The sequence below is a fragment of the Scytonema hofmannii PCC 7110 genome (genome assembly GCF_000346485.2).
Classification (GTDB): domain Bacteria; phylum Cyanobacteriota; class Cyanobacteriia; order Cyanobacteriales; family Nostocaceae; genus Scytonema; species Scytonema hofmannii.
Map to the genome: position 1 here is coordinate 7,364,283 of NZ_KQ976354.1, position 17,166 is coordinate 7,381,448.

The following is a 17,166-nucleotide window of genomic DNA, read 5'->3' on the forward strand; positions in this document are numbered from 1 at the left end:
CCCCTCTCCCCACCGCCCCCACTCCCTACTCCCTACTCCCTACTCCCCGCCTCAACATTGCACCGCCACTAAAGTCAGACGAAGCGATCGACCAATTAGAACAACGGGTACGGTTTAATGTCGATCCCAGCTCGCAATCGCCAATTAGCCAATCAGATGCGATCGCACTCCAGCACGAACTTGAAAACCTGATTGGTAGAGTAGAAAGTTCTCGTTTGACAGCTTTAATTATTAACGGAAACGCCAACACAACCCAAGGGACTAAGGCACAACAAACAGAAGTTGCATCAACAACACCAGGCTCACTTGTTTCCAATCCAAAACAAGTTATAGATCATGCCCGTACAGTCGCTAAAAACTTGCCCCAATTAGTTTCACAAAGAAATTATGCGCTTGCTCGTCAGCAGTGGCTCCTAGCAAGGACAAATTTATGGAAACAATTTCCGCTCGACCAAAGACTTGCTCAACCAGAAATCCGTTCAGTGTGGCTTGATCGAGGAACAATTGTCCGTGCTAAGAACGAAAAAGGGTTAGCCGTCATTTTTGATAAATTGGCTCAAGCGGGAATTAACACAGTATTTTTTGAAACTGTAAATGCCGGATACACAATTTACCCGAGTAAAATTGCACCACAGCAAAACCCCCTCATTCAGGGATGGGACCCCCTTGAAGTTGCGGTCAAGCTGGCTCATGAAAGAGGTATAGAATTACACGCTTGGGTTTGGGCGTTTGCGGCAGGTAACAGAAATCATAATACACTACTGAACCTTAACCCTGAGTATCCAGGACCAGTGCTTGCGGCTCATCCTGATTGGGCGGGCTATGACAATCGCGGTCAGATGATTCCAGCCGGACAGGGTAAGCCATTCTTCGACCCAGCTAATCCCCAGTTAAGGCAATACCTAATCAATCTCTATGAAGAAATCGTCACTCGTTACAATGTAGATGGTCTGCAACTAGACTACATCCGCTATCCTTTCCAAGACCCCTCTGCCAACCGGACTTATGGCTATGGCAGAGCTGCTAGAGAGCAGTTTCAACAACAAACTGGTGTAGATCCAGCCAGTATTTCTCCAAAAGACAGAGAATTATGGCAAAAGTGGACGGAATTTCGCACGCAACAAATTAACACTTTTGTTGCACAACTGTCAAAGCAACTACGAGAAAAACGACCGAATTTGATTTTGTCAGCTGCTGTATTTCCCCTACAAGAACAAGAACGCGTTCAAAAACTTCAACAACAATGGGAAGTTTGGGCAAAGAATGGGGATGTAGATTTGATTGTTCCCATGACTTATGCTCTAGAGACAGCTCGTTTTGATCGACTCGCACAACCTTGGATCAGATCTTCACAACTAGGATCGGCGTTATTAGTACCCGGAATTCGTTTGCTTTCATTGCCTACAGTGGGAGCATTCGATCAAATTCAACTACTGAGGGATTTGCCCGTCATCGGTTACGCCCTATTTGCCGCCGAGAACTTTAGCAATGACCTACATAAAGTTTTTAGTGCAACTCAAGGTAGCGTTCAACCCAAACCACAAGAACTAATCCCTCACCGCCAACCTTTTAAAACTGCTGCAACCCGTTACTCTGCTTTACAACGGGAATGGAAATTTTTGTTTCAAAATAATAAGTTACAACTGTCTTCCACAACTCTAGCAACATTTCATTCTCAAGCAGATATTGTACAAAGTGCTTTAGAACGGCTAGCGCAAGAACCGAATTCCAGTAATTTGATTGCTGCAAAAGCCGTACTCGCTCGCTTTGTGTCTCAATTTAGAATATTGATGCGTGCTCCATCTCAAGAAAATTTGTATCAAGTCAAAGTTTGGGAAAATCGTTTGACTACAATAGATCGGTTATTGCGTTATGGAGAACGCGCTCAAGTTCGCAAGTAAGAGAAAATTGCAACCGCAGATGCACGCAGATGCACGCAGATAAAACATAAATTTTGTGGATCTTGTGGGACGGGCATCCTTGCCCGTTCTATTATCAAATGAACGGGCGAGGACGCCCGTTCCACAAGAAAATGCTGTTTCTGTTAGGAATGCTGTAGCTCAATTCCTTTGACAATCAATTTTAGTATAAATTAATGCTCTTTTTCTGCGCTTATACGCAAGAAATTGTTTTTTGACAAAGTAACAATAAAAGACGTGAGTTAGACAAAACACTATAATACAACAATTTCACCATTCAGGCTATTGCAACCTTTATGCACGCCTTAGCTCAATATATTTCACTACCGTGTTTGGATTGTGTCATTTATCCTTCGCCTCCAACTATTACCGGAGAAGGAACTTTGTTGGACGCAGTTGCTCTTATGCGTCAATCTCGGCTACAACCAGGTTTTGTCTTAGTATTAGACGAAATGCGAGTGGTGGGGTTGCTGACAGAGCAAGATATAGTGCAGATAGCTTTTTCAGAGGTTAACTTTAAAGAAATTAAGATTTTTGAAGTGATGGCGACTTCCGTGATTACCCTGAAGCGCTCTGAAATAGAAAACAATATATTAGTAACATTACTAAAACTATTACGCCTACATCATTTACCTGCACTAGTCGTTATAGATGAAGAGGAACGATTAATTGGAGTCATTACATATGAAAGTATCTGTCACTCTTTAGAAAGAGAAGGGTTGACTATAGGTTCATTAGAGCAAACCCAAGAACAATTCAGTTTGATAGAATCGGCTGTTATCGATGCTGAGGCAAAACAGCAACTTCAAGCTGTTATTGATGCAGTGCCTGGATTTGTATCGTGGGTGAGAGCTGATGGACACTATTTGGGAGTGAACCGTCGTTTAGCTGAAAGTTTGAATTTAACAACTGAGGACTTTGTTGGTCAATTGGTGGGTTTTACACAAACCAATCATGAGATAGCTAATTTCATACAAGATTTTGTTGCTAGCCCGCAGATAGCGACATCTCGTATCTTTGATATGCAGGTTCATGGCACAGTTCGTAATTATTTGATTACATCGCATAAGTACCAGCAAGGGCAAGCTACAGTTTTAGTAGGAATTGATATTACTGAAACCAAACAAGTAGAAAGAGCATTACAACAAGCGCAAGCAGCCCTTGTGCAAGCAAATGCAGAACTGGAGATGCGAGTTGAAGAGCGTACAAAAGCTTTGAGAGATATGAATCGACAGTTAATGTACGAAATTGCCGATCGCCAATTAGTAGAAGAGCAATTGCGGCAATCTCAAGAAATGTTGCAACTTATCATGGATAACATTCCTCAAAGTGTTTTTTGGAAGGATACAACATCCGTCTATTTAGGTTGCAACCGCAATTTTGCTCAGATAATAGGCTTGGATAGCCCAGAAGATATTCTTGGCAAGACTGATTATGATTTAGTTCGTAACCAGGAAGAAGCTAAATATTACTGTGCATGTGATGCTAGGGTGATGGAGAATGATGTCCCAGAGTATCATGTAGCCTCACTTCACCTGCGGAAAGATGGTAAAGAAGCTTGGCTAGAGACGACTAGAGTGCCACTTCACGATCTAGAAGGTAACGTCATGGGAATCTTAGGTACATTTGAAGATATTTCTTCTCGCAAGCAAGCCGAAGAAAGTCTTCGACTGCGCGATCGCGCGATCGCAGCTAGCAGCAATGGCATTATCATTACTGATGTGACAATGCCAAACTCACCAATTATTTATGTCAATAAAGCGTTTGAGCAAATCACGGGTTACTCTGTAGAAGAAGTTCTGGGAAAAGATTGCCGTTTTCTTCAAAATGATGATCACAATCAGCCCGGTTTAATTGAATTACGCAATGCCATTACTCAGGGAAACAGCTGTACTGTCATTTTACGCAACTACCGTAAGGATGGTTCTCTGTTTTGGAATGAGTTAAGTATTTCTCCGGTTCACGACTCTAATGGAAATTTAACACACTATATTAGTATTCAAACTGATATTACAGAGCGACAGAGGGCAGCTGTTGCTCTATTGGTATCGCAAGAGAGACTGCACTATTTACTCTCCTCTAGCCCAGGAGTCATTTATAGCTGCAAACCTTCAGGCAATTTTGAGACAACATTTATCAGTGAAAATGTGACTTCCGTGTTGGGTTATGAAGTACAAGAGTTTATGCAAACGCCTGGTTTTTGGATAGAGCGCGTTTGTCCAGAGGATTTGCCAAGAGTCGTTGCTGATGCGGCAAAACTACTTGAGCAAAGACAAATTAACTACGAGTACCGCTTTTTTCACAAAAATGGTAGTGTTCGGTGGATGTACGACCAAGCCCAGCTTGTGTTAGATGACACTGGCAATCCACTAGAAATCGTTGGTTACTGGATCGATATTACAGAACGCAAGCAACTTGAAGAGGAACTAAAAAATGCGCTGCAAAAAGAAAAAGAACTCAACGACCTCAAATCTCGCTTCATTGCCATGACGTCCCATGAATTTCGCACGCCCTTAAGTACGATTCTCTCCTCAGCCGAATTGCTACAACACTACCGTCACAAATGGACACAGGAAAAACAACTTTCTCACCTGCAACGCATTCAAAACGCAGTCCACCATATGACAGAAATGTTAGACAATGTGTTGTTAATTGGTAGAGCAGAATCGGGAAAACTGAGTTTGGCTCTAGAAGAGTTTGATTTAATTGAATATTGTCAGTACATAATTGAGGAATCAGGATTAAATATTAAAAATCAACAGACAATTAGTTTTAAAAGCCAAAATGAATCCATAAAATGTCGTATGGATAAAAAATTATTGAGGCATATTTTAAGTAACTTACTATCAAATGCTATTAAATATTCTGCGGAGGGTAATCTGATTCAATTTAGTCTTCATTTAGAAGCTGGACAAGCAATCTTTGAAATTCAAGACTGTGGGATTGGGATTCCACCAGAAGACCTACCTCATATATTTGAATCATTTCATCGGGGTACAAACGTCAGTCACATCCAGGGATCGGGATTGGGACTAGCGATTGTCAAAAGGTGTATCGATACCCACAAAGGTGAAATTACTGTGACAAGTCAAGTTGGCGCAGGAACAAGGTTCACTGTCAGATTACCAGTGACCGATGACCAGTGACCAGTGACAAACCAAGGAAAATATGATAAAAATTTTAGTTATTGAAGACGAAGAATCAGTAAGAGAAAATATTTTAGACCTATTGGAAGCAGAAAACTATGATACGATTTCTGCGGCCAATGGAAAAATCGGCTTACAACTGGCATTCTCTGAAGCGCCCGATCTAGTTTTGTGCGATCTCATGATGCCAGAAGTCGATGGTTACGGCGTACTAACTGCATTACGCGAACAAATAGTGACAGCAACAATTCCATTTATCTTTCTGACTGCTAGATCTGCCAGATCTGATTTTCGTCAAGGCATGGATTTAGGAGCGGATGACTATCTAACCAAACCATTTACTCGAGCTGAACTGTTAAATGCGATCGTCAGTCGCTTATCCAAACAAGCCATTCTGAAACAATATATAAAGCCAAACTATGAAACCAAGGCTATCTCGCCAGAAGCACAAAAGCTAGAAATGTGCCTGCGTCATACTTTAGAACAACGAGAATTTCGCCAATTTCAAATTTATTACCAACCTATTGTTGATATCAATTCTGGTAAAATCATAGCAGCTGAAAGTTTGATGCGCTGGCAACATCCTGAATTGGGTATGGTTTCTCCGACACAGGTGATTCCTTTAGCAGAGTCTACAGGTTTAATCGTCCCTATTGGAGAATGGATACTGCGTAGTGTGTGCAAGCAAACAAAATTATGGCATGATGCAGGATTTCCTTTCTTGCACATTGCTGTCAATTTATCAGTCTGTGAATTGATGGAACCTAAATTTAGTCAAAAGATTATTAAATTTTTACTGAACAATAACCTAGTAGCCGATCGCATAGGGCTAGAATTAACAGAAAGCATGATTATGCAAAATGTAGACTGTGCTCTTCAGAATATACAAGAAGTCAACTCCTTAGGAGTACAAATTGCTATTGATGATTTTGGCACAGGTTATTCTTCTTTGCTTTATCTAAAACAACTGCCCATCAATACATTAAAAATAGATCGTTACTTCATTCAAAACGTTGCCAGCGATCTCCAGAAAGCAGCAATTACCACAGCATTGATTCAAATGGCGCACAATTTAAATCTAAAGGTCATAGCTGAAGGTGTAGAGACAGAACAAGAATTAGAATTTTTACGAACTCACAAATGTGACGCCATGCAAGGTTTCCTCTTTAGCCGTCCCTTACCAGCCTCAGAGTTTGAAACAATGTTAATAGCGGATAAAAGGTTAATTGTTAGTTGTTAGTTGTTAGTTGTTTTTGGAAGATATTTAATACTTAAAAAATAACTATATATAAAATAAAATATGTTTTAAATAAAATTGATAAAATGATAACTTAAATAATTAGACGGAGGCAGTGACAAACGACAAATGACAAATGACAAATGACAAATGACAAATGACAATATGCACAAAATTCTAGTAATAGAAGATGAGACAAGCGTGCGGCAAAATTTAGTGGAATTACTCACTTATGAGAATTTCAATGTTGTTGCTGCAGAAAATGGTCTAATCGGTGTGCAATTAGCTCATGAGGAAGTGCCGGATCTAATTATCTGCGATGTTATGATGCCAGAACTAGACGGGCATGATGTTTTGCAGAAATTACGTCAACAACCGCTAACAGCAACAATTCCATTTATTTTTTTGACTGCTAGATGTGAAAAAGCCGATGTGCGCCAAGGAATGGTCTTGGGAGCAGATGATTACCTCACTAAGCCTTTTACCAGGCTAGAATTAATTGCGGCTATTTCCTCTCGATTGGAAAAACAAGCTGCTATTCGTCAGCAATCACAAAAAAAGCTGGATGAGTTACGTAGCAGTATTGCCATGTCCCTTCCTCATGAAATGCGGACACCACTGAATGGAGTTTTGGGTTTCTCAGAACTTCTGATCAAAGAAGTTGATAACCTTACCTCGCACGAAATTCGTGAAATGGCTGAAGGCATTCATAAATCGGGTGAACGTCTATATAGGCTAATTCAAAAATTTTTACTCTATGCAGAATTAGAAGTCATAGCGACGGATTCACAGAGAATAAAGTTACTCCAAAACCACAAGGCTGTATTTCCCACAATGGGATTGCAAAGATTAATCAACGAAAAAGCTAAAAAATTAGGACGTGGGACAGATGTACATATCAATTTCCAAAAATCTTGTATGTTAAGAATTTGTGAAACCAGGCTTTATAGGATGACGGAAGAATTATTGGATAACGCTTTAAAATTCTCATTGCCAGGGACTAAGATCTATGTAGAAAGTTATGTTACTGACCAAAAATTCACTTTATCATTTACTGACTTTGGTAGAGGTATGACAAGCGCCCAAATTTCCGACTTGGGCGCATATCGGCAATTTGAGCGAAAACTTTACGAACAGCAAGGTTCGGGTTTGGGATTAAGCATTGTCAAGCGTATAGCGGAATTACACGGAGGTGAACTCCAAATTTACAGTCAGCCTGGAGAGAAAACTATTGTGCAAGTACTGCTTCCATTTGCTTAATGCCAAAAAAGAAAACACTTAAGGCATTATCCACAGTAAGCGGATTTTATGGTAGTGCCTAGTCGTGTTTAAATTTATATATTGGTTAATTGGCTGACTTTGATACCATTATGAACTAGTGATGTTTGAGATTATGTGTGATTTGCTGTTTTACTGTGCGTATACATTTGTATAAAATATAGACGAAAAATTATTTACTATAGAATATGGCAAAGCGATCGCTCCAAGCATCAGTTGAGGGCATAAGAAAAGCGAAACACGCGTTTAAACTCAAAGGGTGGACACAAGAATATTTAGCATCTGAAGTTGGATTAGACACTCGACAACCAATTTGGAAGTTTTTTAGTGGTAAACCTGTTGAACGTTACGTCTTCCACGAGATTTGTAATTTACTAGATTTAAATCTAGAAGAAATTGTCCAAAAGCCCGATATTGAACTCGTAACAATTTTAGATGAGACACAAGAACATTCCACAGATATCAATGCTTTAGTACAAAAAGCATTTGTTGTTGGTGCGGTGGGATGAAGCCAGAGGTATTAAACGCGATGAATTTTATCAAAATCTATCTTTAGTACAGAAAATCAAGTTACTCAGTCGTATAGCAGTAAGTACTTTTGCTCAAGGCGATTATTTTTTTTCAGAAAGTCGAATTCAGCAACTCATTGGTGATTACCTCAGCCATTTACCACAAGCACCGACTGATGTAGACGCTTTGCAACTAGATAGTACAGCAGTGTTGAAATCAATAGAAGCACAGCACGGACTCTTAGTGGAACAAGCAAGAGGAATTTATTCTTTTTCCCACTTAACTTTTCATGAATATTTTACAGCCAGAGAAATTATAGCAACATCCAATCCTCAAACATTGCAAGAATTTGCCACTCATTTCAATGAAAAGTCTTGGCAAGAAGTTTTTTTGCTAGTTGCGGAAATGCTACACTCTGCTGATGATTTGTGGTTATTGATCAAACAACAAATTCAGATCCTCGCCACTTCAAATGAAAAATTACAGCAATTTCTGAAATGGATAAATCAAAAGGCAAGTGCGATAAGCCGGGTACAGCGGCGCTGCCATGCGATCGCATCTTATCACCCAGCCAGCGTGCGTTCCTTCTACTTCACCCTTGGTCTTCCTCCGAACCATTCTCTAGCGGGAAACCAAAGTTTTACTCTATTGTTAGATAACAGACTTGCATCGACACTTGTTATCGATTTAGCTTTGGATTTAGCTTTGACTTATGTCTTAACAGTCAGTTTAGCCATGACTGCGGACATTTTCTTTCAAAGACTGTCTGCACTCAAACTATCTCTCGATTTGGAACACTTATTAGGGCAAAATTCTTTATTACAAACATCATTACAAAACCTAAAAAACCAGTTACCCGATTCCATAGAAGAGAGGGAAACTATCAAAGCATGGTGGTTGGCAAATGGAGAAACGTGGACTGAAGAATTGCGAAATTTAGCCATCAGTCAGCGTGATATTGGCTACAATTGGCAGTTCACAGAGAATGAGTTGGAATTACTACAGCAGTACTGGGATGCCAACAAATTGCTCTTTGATTGCCTGAATAGTAGCGATCGCGTAAATGCTAAAATGCGACAATCGATTGAGGAAAGCTTGTTCACCTGACCAGTGACCAGTGACCAGTGACCAGTGACCAGTGACCAGTGACCAGTGACCAGTGGGCAAGCGTTAAACTTGAAGGTATTGTACCTTAAAGTAGTACGGGGACTGCTATGAAATCTCTGCGTTGGTTGCTGCTGTTTCTGTTTCTGGGTACACCGGCTTGCGATCAAACCAGTGCTTACCCAGAAGAATCTACAACCCAAGCTTCTACACCCTCTGCTCAACTAGCACAGAATTCGGCACAAACACAAAATGTTATTCCGACTAAAACACTGTCTCCTACACCCATTAATATTGACCTCAAAGATTTACCAAAACCTTTCGCAACAGAAAGTGCCTCAAAAGGACCCCAAGTCGTACCGATTCCAGCAAAACCCACTCTAAGTGTACCCAAGGGCTTTGTTGTTAACGTTTTTGCAGATGGTTTAGATGCACCGCGTTGGTTGGCTTTAACTCCTAGTGGAGATGTCTTGGTGACAGAAACCAGACAAAATCGCATTCGTTTACTTAAAGATACCAACGGCGATGGGGTGGCTGATGTTAAAGAGACATTTGCTAGTTCTGCAAATGGACTCAATATTCCCTTTGGTATGGCTTTTGCAGATAATTCCTTCTTTTTGGGTAACACTAATGCTGTCCTGAAATTTCCTTACCAACAGGGTCAGCAGCAACTCAGTGGTACTGGACAAAAGATCGCTGACCTACCAGGCGGTGGATACAATCAGCACTGGACTCGTAACGTGGTGTCATCACCAGATAGTAAAAAAATATACGTTTCTATTGGTTCGGAAAGTAATGTAGATGAAGAACCACTACCAAGGGCTTCCGTACAAGTTATGAACTTAGATGGTACTGGACGGCAAACCTTTGCCTCTGGCTTGCGTAACCCAGTTGGTTTAGACTTTCACCCTGTTACAAAAGAACTTTACACAAGTGTCAACGAACGAGATGGTATAGGAGATGATTTAGTCCCAGACTACTTCACTCGCATTCAACAGGGAGAATTTTACGGATGGCCTTATACGTACCTAACACCCAATAATCTTGACCCCCGCCAAACAAGAGGTAACCAGAGCAAACGACCTGACTTAGCAGCCCGCACTCGTACCCCAGATGTTTTATTTCAAGCACATTCAGCAGCCTTGGGCTTGCAGTTTTATGACGGTCAGACCTTTCCCGAAAAATACCGTAACGGTGCTTTTGTTGCCTTTCGCGGTTCTTGGAATCGCGATCGCGGTACTGGTTACAAAATTGTTTTTGTGCCTTTTGATAGTCAAGGGAGACCCCAAGGCTACTATGAAGACTTCCTCACTGGATTTTTACTTGACCCTTCCGTACCGACAACTTGGGGGCGTCCTGTAGGTTTACTCGTTTTACCTGACGGTAGTCTTTTGGTCACCGAGGAAGCCAACAATCGGATTTATAGAATTCAGTATAAGGGTTAGTGGTTATTGGTTATTGGTTAGTGGTTTTTATTAACAACTAACAACTAACAACCAACAACTAACAAAATTAAAACCATCCCTCAAGTTCGAGGGTTTCCACCATTTGGAGTCCACGGATATCACCGACACCTAAGATAGCAGCTTTGGCATCCTCCCTAACACCTAAATCTTTGTCTTCAGCAAAAGCTTGAATTAAAGCGTCTACAGCTGTGGCATAGACGACATTAGAAGGGAGTTCGCGGCATAGTTGTCCCAATGCCCAAGCACAATTACTTCGCACTGGCGCAACGGGGTCTTGCACCAATGCTTCAATCAAGGGAGGTATTGCCCTCACAACTGTTTCATAACCGACATTTGCCATTTGAGTTAGGGCGCTAGCAGCCCACAAACGCACTGCTGAAATATCAGTTCTTAACGCATCTGTTAGGGGCGTTAAAGAACGGCGATCGCGACAGTTTCCCAATGCCCACACAATGCCTTTACGCACGTAACCATTCCAATCTCGGTTTAATTGGGCAATCAATGGCTCTACGGCATCTGGGCTAGGGTTGCGTCCAATGGCGTATGCTGCACTCACCCGCACCAAAGGGCAAGTATCAGTTAATAAACGAATCAAATGCGGAATAGCTCGTGCATCTTCTATGTCACAAAAAGCACGAGAAGCTAGCATTCTTTGCTGTGGTTCGGGATGTTCCAATAGAGCTAGCATTGCCTCTGGGTTAGGCTTAGGTGTTTCTGCTTCCGCAGTCAGCTGTCCTAAGTGGTCTAGAGGGCTTTCAAGTTCTATTTCTACATCATCAAGTAAGTAATGGTCTTCTTCGTCATACATATCGTATTTAAATCCCTGATAGGGATTAATATAAAACTCTTCGTGTCAAGAAGTGAAGATCTATAGCTAACTCAGATCCCCGACTTCTTTAAGAAGTCGGGGATCTTGTCTCTTTCCTGCACCTACTGATGACACTTTATAGTCTTATTCATCACGACTGAGTGGTTTAAACATCCACAGTGATTGAGTTGCATAGCCAAGCTGATTGTAAAGATTGTAGGCGGCTGCATTCGACTCAAACACTTGTAATGCTATTTGGCGATCGCCTCTAGCCTTTGCCCAATTTTCCACATGAAGCATCAAAGCTTTAGCAATGCCCTGTCGCCGATGTTCTAGTGTAACATAAAGTAAAAAAATATGAGCGTGACGAGTTCCCCGTATCTGATCGATAGCATTTCCCACCCAAATACAGGCGACGGGGGAAGAGGAGGGGGAGTGAGGGAGTGAGGGAGGGAGGGAGTGGGGGAGTGAGGGTGAATTGGTTTCTATGATCCTGGTTCCTACAAAATCCACCCACCAAAGAGGTGTTGCAGTAGAGAAATACTGCTCGACTGTTTGTACTAAATGAGAAAAATCCTGTTGCTCTGGAAAAAGTTCTTGGTAAGTTCGTTGCATGAACTTGACCAATAGGGCGCGGTCTAGAGTAGAACCACGGCGAATAACATAATTGGGTAGTAACGATTCCAAAACTGATACCATTTTGGATTTTAGATTTTAGATTTTGGATTGAGAAAGTCATGTCTAGACTCGATTTGGGTCAACTATACTGTCGCATTCTTTATTCAAATTGGTATAACTGGGGAAAAGTTTTCTATTTTTTCGTCAAAATAGTTGGTGGTTAGTAGCTAACCACCAACTACTAACCACTAACCACTAACTACTAACATTCCCAACTCCCCAATAGGTGCAGGGGAAGCCATATCTGAAGGTAGGAAGATGCGAGCGCTAACTGCCACAAGGGCAACGAAAAATATAAGCACTACAAGTAGAGGAGCAATATACTGTCGGAAAATAGCCATAACACAGAATGCTTAGAACAGCAAATTATTAGGATCGCTAGCTTAAGAAATATTAAGCTGTCTTAATTTATTCTAGCGACTTTGGAGACCTCATACCAATTTGCACAAAGAATGTGACAAATGGTTAGTTTAGAGCGAGTGTAGATATGACTCAATCCAAAATCCACGCATCCAAAATCTAAAATGTTATCGGCGATCACGTTCCAAATCGGCAATAGTTTTTTCCCAATACCAATTTTCTGGCATACCAGGGAAATCTTGCTTTGCCTGCTCAACGAGTCGTTCGGCGGTAGCAGCGTCACCAGATAATAGACTAATCAGCTTGTTCTTAAGACTGGCATCAGGTGTACGCTCATCACTTTGGGGCTTACTTCCATTAGAAGAAGGTCGAGGTGATGGTGACTGCTGCTTTCTGAATTCCCAAAATAAGACGTAATACAGCGTACCAAAAATGACAATTAGGCTAAATGTTCCTAGAAAAGTTAACAAGTTAAGTGATAAAAATCCCAGAACTAACTGGGAAAGAACGTAGCCGAGTAGTACGCCAGTGATTAAAAGAATAACTGTTGCGGTACTAATGATGAACTTCTGCCCCATAATTCTTATTCCTCATAGTCAAGTCCGGGTCTCTTAATTGGTTCTGGTTGTTGATTCCAAGGAGCAAACCATGGTAGTAAAAGTAAACCGGGTACAGCAGCGACGATACTGATTAAGAAAAATGTTGGCCAACCCATACTTTTTGCTACAACTCCAGATGGAGCAACCAAAACATCACGGCTGACAGCCATAAAGCTGGAAAGTAAAGCATACTGAGTTGCAGAAAAGCGCTGATTGCATTGACTCATTAAAAAGGCAACAAACGCTGCTGTTCCCAATCCACCACAAAAGTTCTCTATGTTAATGGTGAGTACCAAAAACTGATAGTTTTTACCAAGTTGTGCGAGTACAAAATAGGCCAAGTTACTTACAGCTTGCAGAACGCCAAACACCCATAAGGAGCGATTAATACCAACTTGACTCAAAATTGCTCCCCCAACGAGAGTTCCAACAATCGTCGCAATCAATCCCATACCTGTTTGAATTGCGCCAATATCGGTGAGGGTAAACCCTGTTTGAATCAAAAAAGGTGTTGACATACTGCTTAAGAAAGCATCACCTAGTTTATAGAGAACAATAAACACCAAAACTAAGAAGCCTTGCAATACCCCCCGTCTCTGGAAAAATTCCCCAAACGGTAAAAGTATAGCTTCTCCTAAAGATTCTGGCGGGCTAATGTGCTTTGGTTCTGGTGCCAATAGAGTACCAAAAATTCCAATTGCCATGCTTAACGCCATCAACAAGTAGACCGATGACCAAGGTATCCTATCAGCAAGTATGAGCGCTAGAGAACCTGTAAGCAACAATGCGACTCGGTAACCCAAGACAAAAATTGCTGCACCAGCGCCCATTTCCGCTTGTTTCAGGACATCAGTTCGGTAGGCGTCAGCGACAATATCTTGAGTTGCACTTAAAAAGGCGATCGCAATGGCGTTAACAGCTAAAAGTTGTAGTGCTTGCTTGGGCTGTTGAAAAGCCATCAGAGAAATAGCTAAGAACAATCCAACCTGTAGAGCAATCAACCAACCGCGCCGCCGACCCAAAAAGGGCAGTGAAAACCTATCAATCAGAGGCGACCAAATAAACTTCAAGGAGTATGGCAAAGCCACCAAGCTAAACAGCCCAATAGATGCCAAATCCACCTTTTCCACTGTCATCCAAGCTTTCAAGGTAGTCCCTGTTAAAAACAATGGCAACCCAGATGCAAAACCTAGTAATAACAGAGTCGCCATCTTGCGGCTTATAAAAACCTTTTGTATTGATAATATTGTCTTCACAGTTTTAATATTCTCCTCCGGCAACCGGATGAATGTAAATTTATGGGGAGTAGGGAGTAGGGAGTGGGGAATAGGGAATTGGAGATTTTGGATTTTGGATTGGTTCTTCTTCCTTGTCCCCCTTGTCCCTACTCCCCACTCCCTAAACTACCAATTCAATTAAATCTTCAATTTTCTTAATATTGGGATCGCCAGCCAAGTAACCGATACCGCGATGTAAGTGAAGGCGAAACTGCGTGGCAAGAGTTTCTTTATCTGTCCCAAAGCCATCGTTGTAACAGCGTTGCTTGAGAGCAAGTAACAAAATATCAGACATCTCGCCACCAAACACCCACCATGTCATCTCAACGTTGCTGTCAGCAGGTATTGGTACGGGTGATGGAGGAGTTGGTTCTGCAAGAGAACGACAAAAACCCCAACGACACAACACGTTCCAGTTTTCAATTTTGGTATTGCGTTTGAGTTTGATAAGTTGCTCTTTTGCTGTTTGTGAGAGTTTTATGCGATCGATAGGAGGTTCCATGGGGAGGCAGAGGCGTAGGTATGAAGAAAAACATTATGTTTGAGCTACATTATGCAGATTATTTCACTTGTAGTGCAAACAATTCAGGATAAACTACCTTACGGATAAATCTAGAGCACCGACACAGTAATCCCAAAAACCCGGTTTCTTCGTCTATAGCGAAGTCAAGGTTTTCTACTATCTACTGACTTCTAATCCAATGGAAGAGCGCACTATTCATTAAATTTTTGTTATGATAAGATTTAGAGTTTAAGACTTTGCGAGGAGCTATGCAGTCAATTGAGCAACTGATGAACGAGATATTATCTTTGCCCAATGCATCAAGGGCACTTCTCGCTGACAAGCTAGTAGAGAGTTTGGAATTTGACACCGACTCAACTATTCAGACAACTTGGATAACTGAAGCCAAAAGACGCAGAGACGAAATTCGAGAAGGTTTAGTCCAACCCATCCTAGGGGAAGATGCGTTGGCACAAGTAAGACGACTAATTGAACCATGAGGTATGTTTTTCACCCCACAATTGATGAGAACCTTCGGCGATGTATGACCCGTAGGTTTCTCTATGGAATTTTATACATAATCGAGCCAGATTACATCCTCATTTTGGCAGTTATGCATTGCAGCCGAGAACGTGACGACTCCACACACTTCCGCAAAGCGGTAAGTGTGGGCTTCTTAAGAAATTAAGAGGTTCGTCATTAGCCTCAGTAACCCGCCCGTGCGAGGGTTGCTACGTTTTTTAAGAATGTATAGGCACTTTGGGATATAGGGAGTAGCGCCCTGTCTTCTAGTCCCAAACACTGCGGCTTGTGGTTAAACATCTCTACAGGTAGAGGAGAAGTGCTGCAAGTAAGAAACCTTGAAAAACATTGGCGAAGAAGACCACGCCGAAAGGCGATTACCTGCTTATTAGGAATATCCTAAATGAAAGTTTACGTTGTTAACAAACATGGTCGTCCATTAATGCCTACAACTCCCCGCAAAGCTCGGTTGCTTTTAAATGTTGGCAAAGCCAACATTTATTGTCGAGAGCCATTCACTATTCAATTAATTTATGGTTCTAGTGGCTATACTCAAAGAGGAGATTTAGGTATTGATGCTGGCTATCAAAATATAGGTTACAGTGTTGTCAATGAAAAAGAAGAATTGATTGGCGGCGAAGTGCAAATGCTACGAGGAATGTCAGAACGCTTGACAGAACGCAAAAAATACCGTCAGCAGAGAAGAAATAGAAGACGACATCGTGCCTCAAGATTGAATAATCGCAAGTGCAAAGAAGGATGGTTATCCCCAAGCACCCAGCACAAACTTGATACTCACCACAAAATTATTGACCTTGTTAAAAGTGTTGTTCCAGTCAAAGAAGTTGTTGTTGAGGTTGCTTCTTTCGACATCCAAAAAATCAAAGACGGCACTATTGAAGGTGTAGGTTATCAGCAAGGCGAGCAATACGACTTTGACAATCTTCGTGAGTACATTCTTCATAGAGATGGGCATAAATGCCAGAATCCTAACTGCAAAAACAAGTCTTGTGCTCCAATTCTGCAAGTGCATCACATTGGATTCTGGAAAGAAGATAGAACCGATAGACCTGCAAACCTGATAACACTTTGCGATAAGTGCCATACCCCCAAAAACCATAAAAAGAACGGATTCTTGTTTGGTTGGGAACCAAAGCTCAATTCATTCAAAGGTGAAACTTTTATGTCCACGGTGCGGTGGCGCTTAACTCTTGAAGGTGAATATAGAGTAACTTATGGTTACATTACTAAAGGAGTAAGAAGAGATTTCAACATAGAGAAATCTCATCATAATGATGCGTTTGTTATCGCAGGTGGAACAACTCAAAGAAGAACAGAACCTTTGATGTTAGAACAAATTAGGCGGAACAAACGCTCAATGGAACAGTTCTATGATGCCAAATATATCGATAGTCGAGACGGGTCGATTAAGTCTGGTTCCGAACTATCTTCCGGGCGCAGAACTCGCAACAAGCAAAAGAATGGCGAGAACCTAAGACTGTACCGAAAACAAAAAACGTCAGATGGACAACGCCGAATCAAAAAACAGCGCTATCGCTATCAACCCAAAGATTTTGTTCAATTTGAAGGAAAAATTTATGAAGTCATTGGGATGCAAAACTTAGGCACTGGTGTTAAGTTGAAAAATTATCCTGGTATTAAAAACAAAGTTGTCAATGTTGGCAAAGTTAAATCCATAAAAAGAAGGTCGGGTCTGCGTACAAAATTATAAATTTGGCAACTCCTCAACCACCCCGCTC

Annotated in this window: 15 protein-coding genes; 9 read left to right on the top strand and 6 right to left on the bottom strand. The window is 41.4% G+C overall.

The features are described 5' to 3' along the window. The 7 genes from WA1_RS30830 to WA1_RS30860 all read left to right on the top strand — a co-directional run. The coding region (locus tag WA1_RS30830) for a glycoside hydrolase family 10-like protein (RefSeq protein WP_148663006.1) at window positions 1–1,901 on the top strand (1,901 nt) is incomplete at its 5' end. Window positions 1,902–2,215: 314 nt separating this feature from the next. Further along, the gene (locus WA1_RS30835; protein WP_017740454.1) at window positions 2,216–5,065 is read left to right on the top strand and encodes a PAS domain S-box protein; all 2,850 of its coding nucleotides are present in this window, start codon (window positions 2,216–2,218) and stop codon (window positions 5,063–5,065) included. Window positions 5,066–5,087: 22 nt separating this feature from the next. After that, entirely contained in the window at window positions 5,088–6,305 is a 1,218-nt protein-coding gene (locus WA1_RS30840) for an EAL domain-containing response regulator (protein WP_017740453.1), read from the top strand. Between the two features lie 147 nt (window positions 6,306–6,452). Further along, complete coding sequence (locus WA1_RS30845; RefSeq protein ID WP_017740452.1) at window positions 6,453–7,562, top strand: response regulator; 1,110 nt, start codon at window positions 6,453–6,455, stop codon at window positions 7,560–7,562. 206 nt (window positions 7,563–7,768) lie between these two features. Beyond that, entirely contained in the window at window positions 7,769–8,089 is a 321-nt protein-coding gene (locus WA1_RS61395; RefSeq protein ID WP_026134359.1) for an NACHT domain-containing protein, read from the top strand. Beyond that, window positions 8,076–9,197 carry an NACHT domain-containing protein gene (locus WA1_RS30855; protein WP_051076994.1) on the top strand — a complete coding sequence of 374 codons (1,122 nt, stop codon included), beginning with the start codon at window positions 8,076–8,078 and terminating at the stop codon, window positions 9,195–9,197. Before WA1_RS61395 ends, WA1_RS30855 begins: the two co-directional genes overlap by 14 nt. 107 nt (window positions 9,198–9,304) lie before the next feature. Continuing rightward, complete coding sequence (locus WA1_RS30860) at window positions 9,305–10,639, top strand: PQQ-dependent sugar dehydrogenase (RefSeq protein ID WP_017740451.1); 1,335 nt, start codon at window positions 9,305–9,307, stop codon at window positions 10,637–10,639. A 67-nt stretch (window positions 10,640–10,706) separates the two neighbouring features. Here WA1_RS30860 and WA1_RS30865 read toward each other — a convergent pair whose 3' ends face one another. The 6 genes from WA1_RS30865 to dndE form a co-directional block, all read right to left on the bottom strand. Continuing rightward, window positions 10,707–11,468: a HEAT repeat domain-containing protein gene (locus WA1_RS30865; protein WP_017740450.1), complete on the bottom strand. Its 762-nt coding sequence runs from the start codon at window positions 11,466–11,468 to the stop codon at window positions 10,707–10,709. A gap of 144 nt (window positions 11,469–11,612) precedes the next feature. Beyond that, on the bottom strand, window positions 11,613–12,167 hold the full coding sequence (locus tag WA1_RS30870; RefSeq protein ID WP_017740449.1) for a GNAT family N-acetyltransferase: 555 nt from the start codon (window positions 12,165–12,167) through the stop codon (window positions 11,613–11,615). Between the two features lie 167 nt (window positions 12,168–12,334). After that, window positions 12,335–12,487, bottom strand: coding sequence for a hypothetical protein (locus tag WA1_RS58275; RefSeq protein ID WP_169886891.1), 153 nt, complete (start codon window positions 12,485–12,487; stop codon window positions 12,335–12,337). Window positions 12,488–12,673: 186 nt separating this feature from the next. Next, window positions 12,674–13,084, bottom strand: a complete 411-nt coding sequence (locus WA1_RS30875; RefSeq protein WP_017740448.1) for an RDD family protein — start codon at window positions 13,082–13,084, stop codon at window positions 12,674–12,676. A gap of 5 nt (window positions 13,085–13,089) precedes the next feature. Continuing rightward, the gene (locus WA1_RS30880) at window positions 13,090–14,361 is read right to left on the bottom strand and encodes an AmpG family muropeptide MFS transporter (RefSeq protein ID WP_026134358.1); all 1,272 of its coding nucleotides are present in this window, start codon (window positions 14,359–14,361) and stop codon (window positions 13,090–13,092) included. A 142-nt stretch (window positions 14,362–14,503) separates the two neighbouring features. After that, complete coding sequence (dndE, locus tag WA1_RS30885; RefSeq protein WP_017740446.1) at window positions 14,504–14,884, bottom strand: DNA sulfur modification protein DndE; 381 nt, start codon at window positions 14,882–14,884, stop codon at window positions 14,504–14,506. A gap of 269 nt (window positions 14,885–15,153) precedes the next feature. Here dndE and WA1_RS30890 point away from each other — a divergent pair, with 269 nt between their 5' ends. Next, window positions 15,154–15,384, top strand: a complete 231-nt coding sequence (locus tag WA1_RS30890; protein WP_017740445.1) for an addiction module protein — start codon at window positions 15,154–15,156, stop codon at window positions 15,382–15,384. A gap of 425 nt (window positions 15,385–15,809) precedes the next feature. Next, on the top strand, window positions 15,810–17,138 hold the full coding sequence (gene iscB, locus WA1_RS30895) for an RNA-guided endonuclease IscB (RefSeq protein WP_017740444.1): 1,329 nt from the start codon (window positions 15,810–15,812) through the stop codon (window positions 17,136–17,138). Window positions 17,139–17,166 lie beyond the last annotated feature (28 nt).

Coding starts and splice junctions, on each gene's coding strand:
- WA1_RS30835 (WP_017740454.1), top strand. CDS start 2,216: ATGCACGCCTTAGCTCAATATATTTCACTACCGTGTTTGGATTGTGTC.
- WA1_RS30840 (WP_017740453.1), top strand. CDS start 5,088: ATGATAAAAATTTTAGTTATTGAAGACGAAGAATCAGTAAGAGAAAAT.
- WA1_RS30845 (WP_017740452.1), top strand. CDS start 6,453: ATGACAAATGACAATATGCACAAAATTCTAGTAATAGAAGATGAGACA.
- WA1_RS61395 (WP_026134359.1), top strand. CDS start 7,769: ATGGCAAAGCGATCGCTCCAAGCATCAGTTGAGGGCATAAGAAAAGCG.
- WA1_RS30860 (WP_017740451.1), top strand. CDS start 9,305: ATGAAATCTCTGCGTTGGTTGCTGCTGTTTCTGTTTCTGGGTACACCG.
- WA1_RS30865 (WP_017740450.1), bottom strand. CDS start 11,468: ATGTATGACGAAGAAGACCATTACTTACTTGATGATGTAGAAATAGAA.
- WA1_RS30870 (WP_017740449.1), bottom strand. CDS start 12,167: ATGGTATCAGTTTTGGAATCGTTACTACCCAATTATGTTATTCGCCGT.
- WA1_RS58275 (WP_169886891.1), bottom strand. CDS start 12,487: ATGGCTATTTTCCGACAGTATATTGCTCCTCTACTTGTAGTGCTTATA.
- WA1_RS30875 (WP_017740448.1), bottom strand. CDS start 13,084: ATGGGGCAGAAGTTCATCATTAGTACCGCAACAGTTATTCTTTTAATC.
- dndE (WP_017740446.1), bottom strand. CDS start 14,884: ATGGAACCTCCTATCGATCGCATAAAACTCTCACAAACAGCAAAAGAG.
- WA1_RS30890 (WP_017740445.1), top strand. CDS start 15,154: ATGCAGTCAATTGAGCAACTGATGAACGAGATATTATCTTTGCCCAAT.
- iscB (WP_017740444.1), top strand. CDS start 15,810: ATGAAAGTTTACGTTGTTAACAAACATGGTCGTCCATTAATGCCTACA.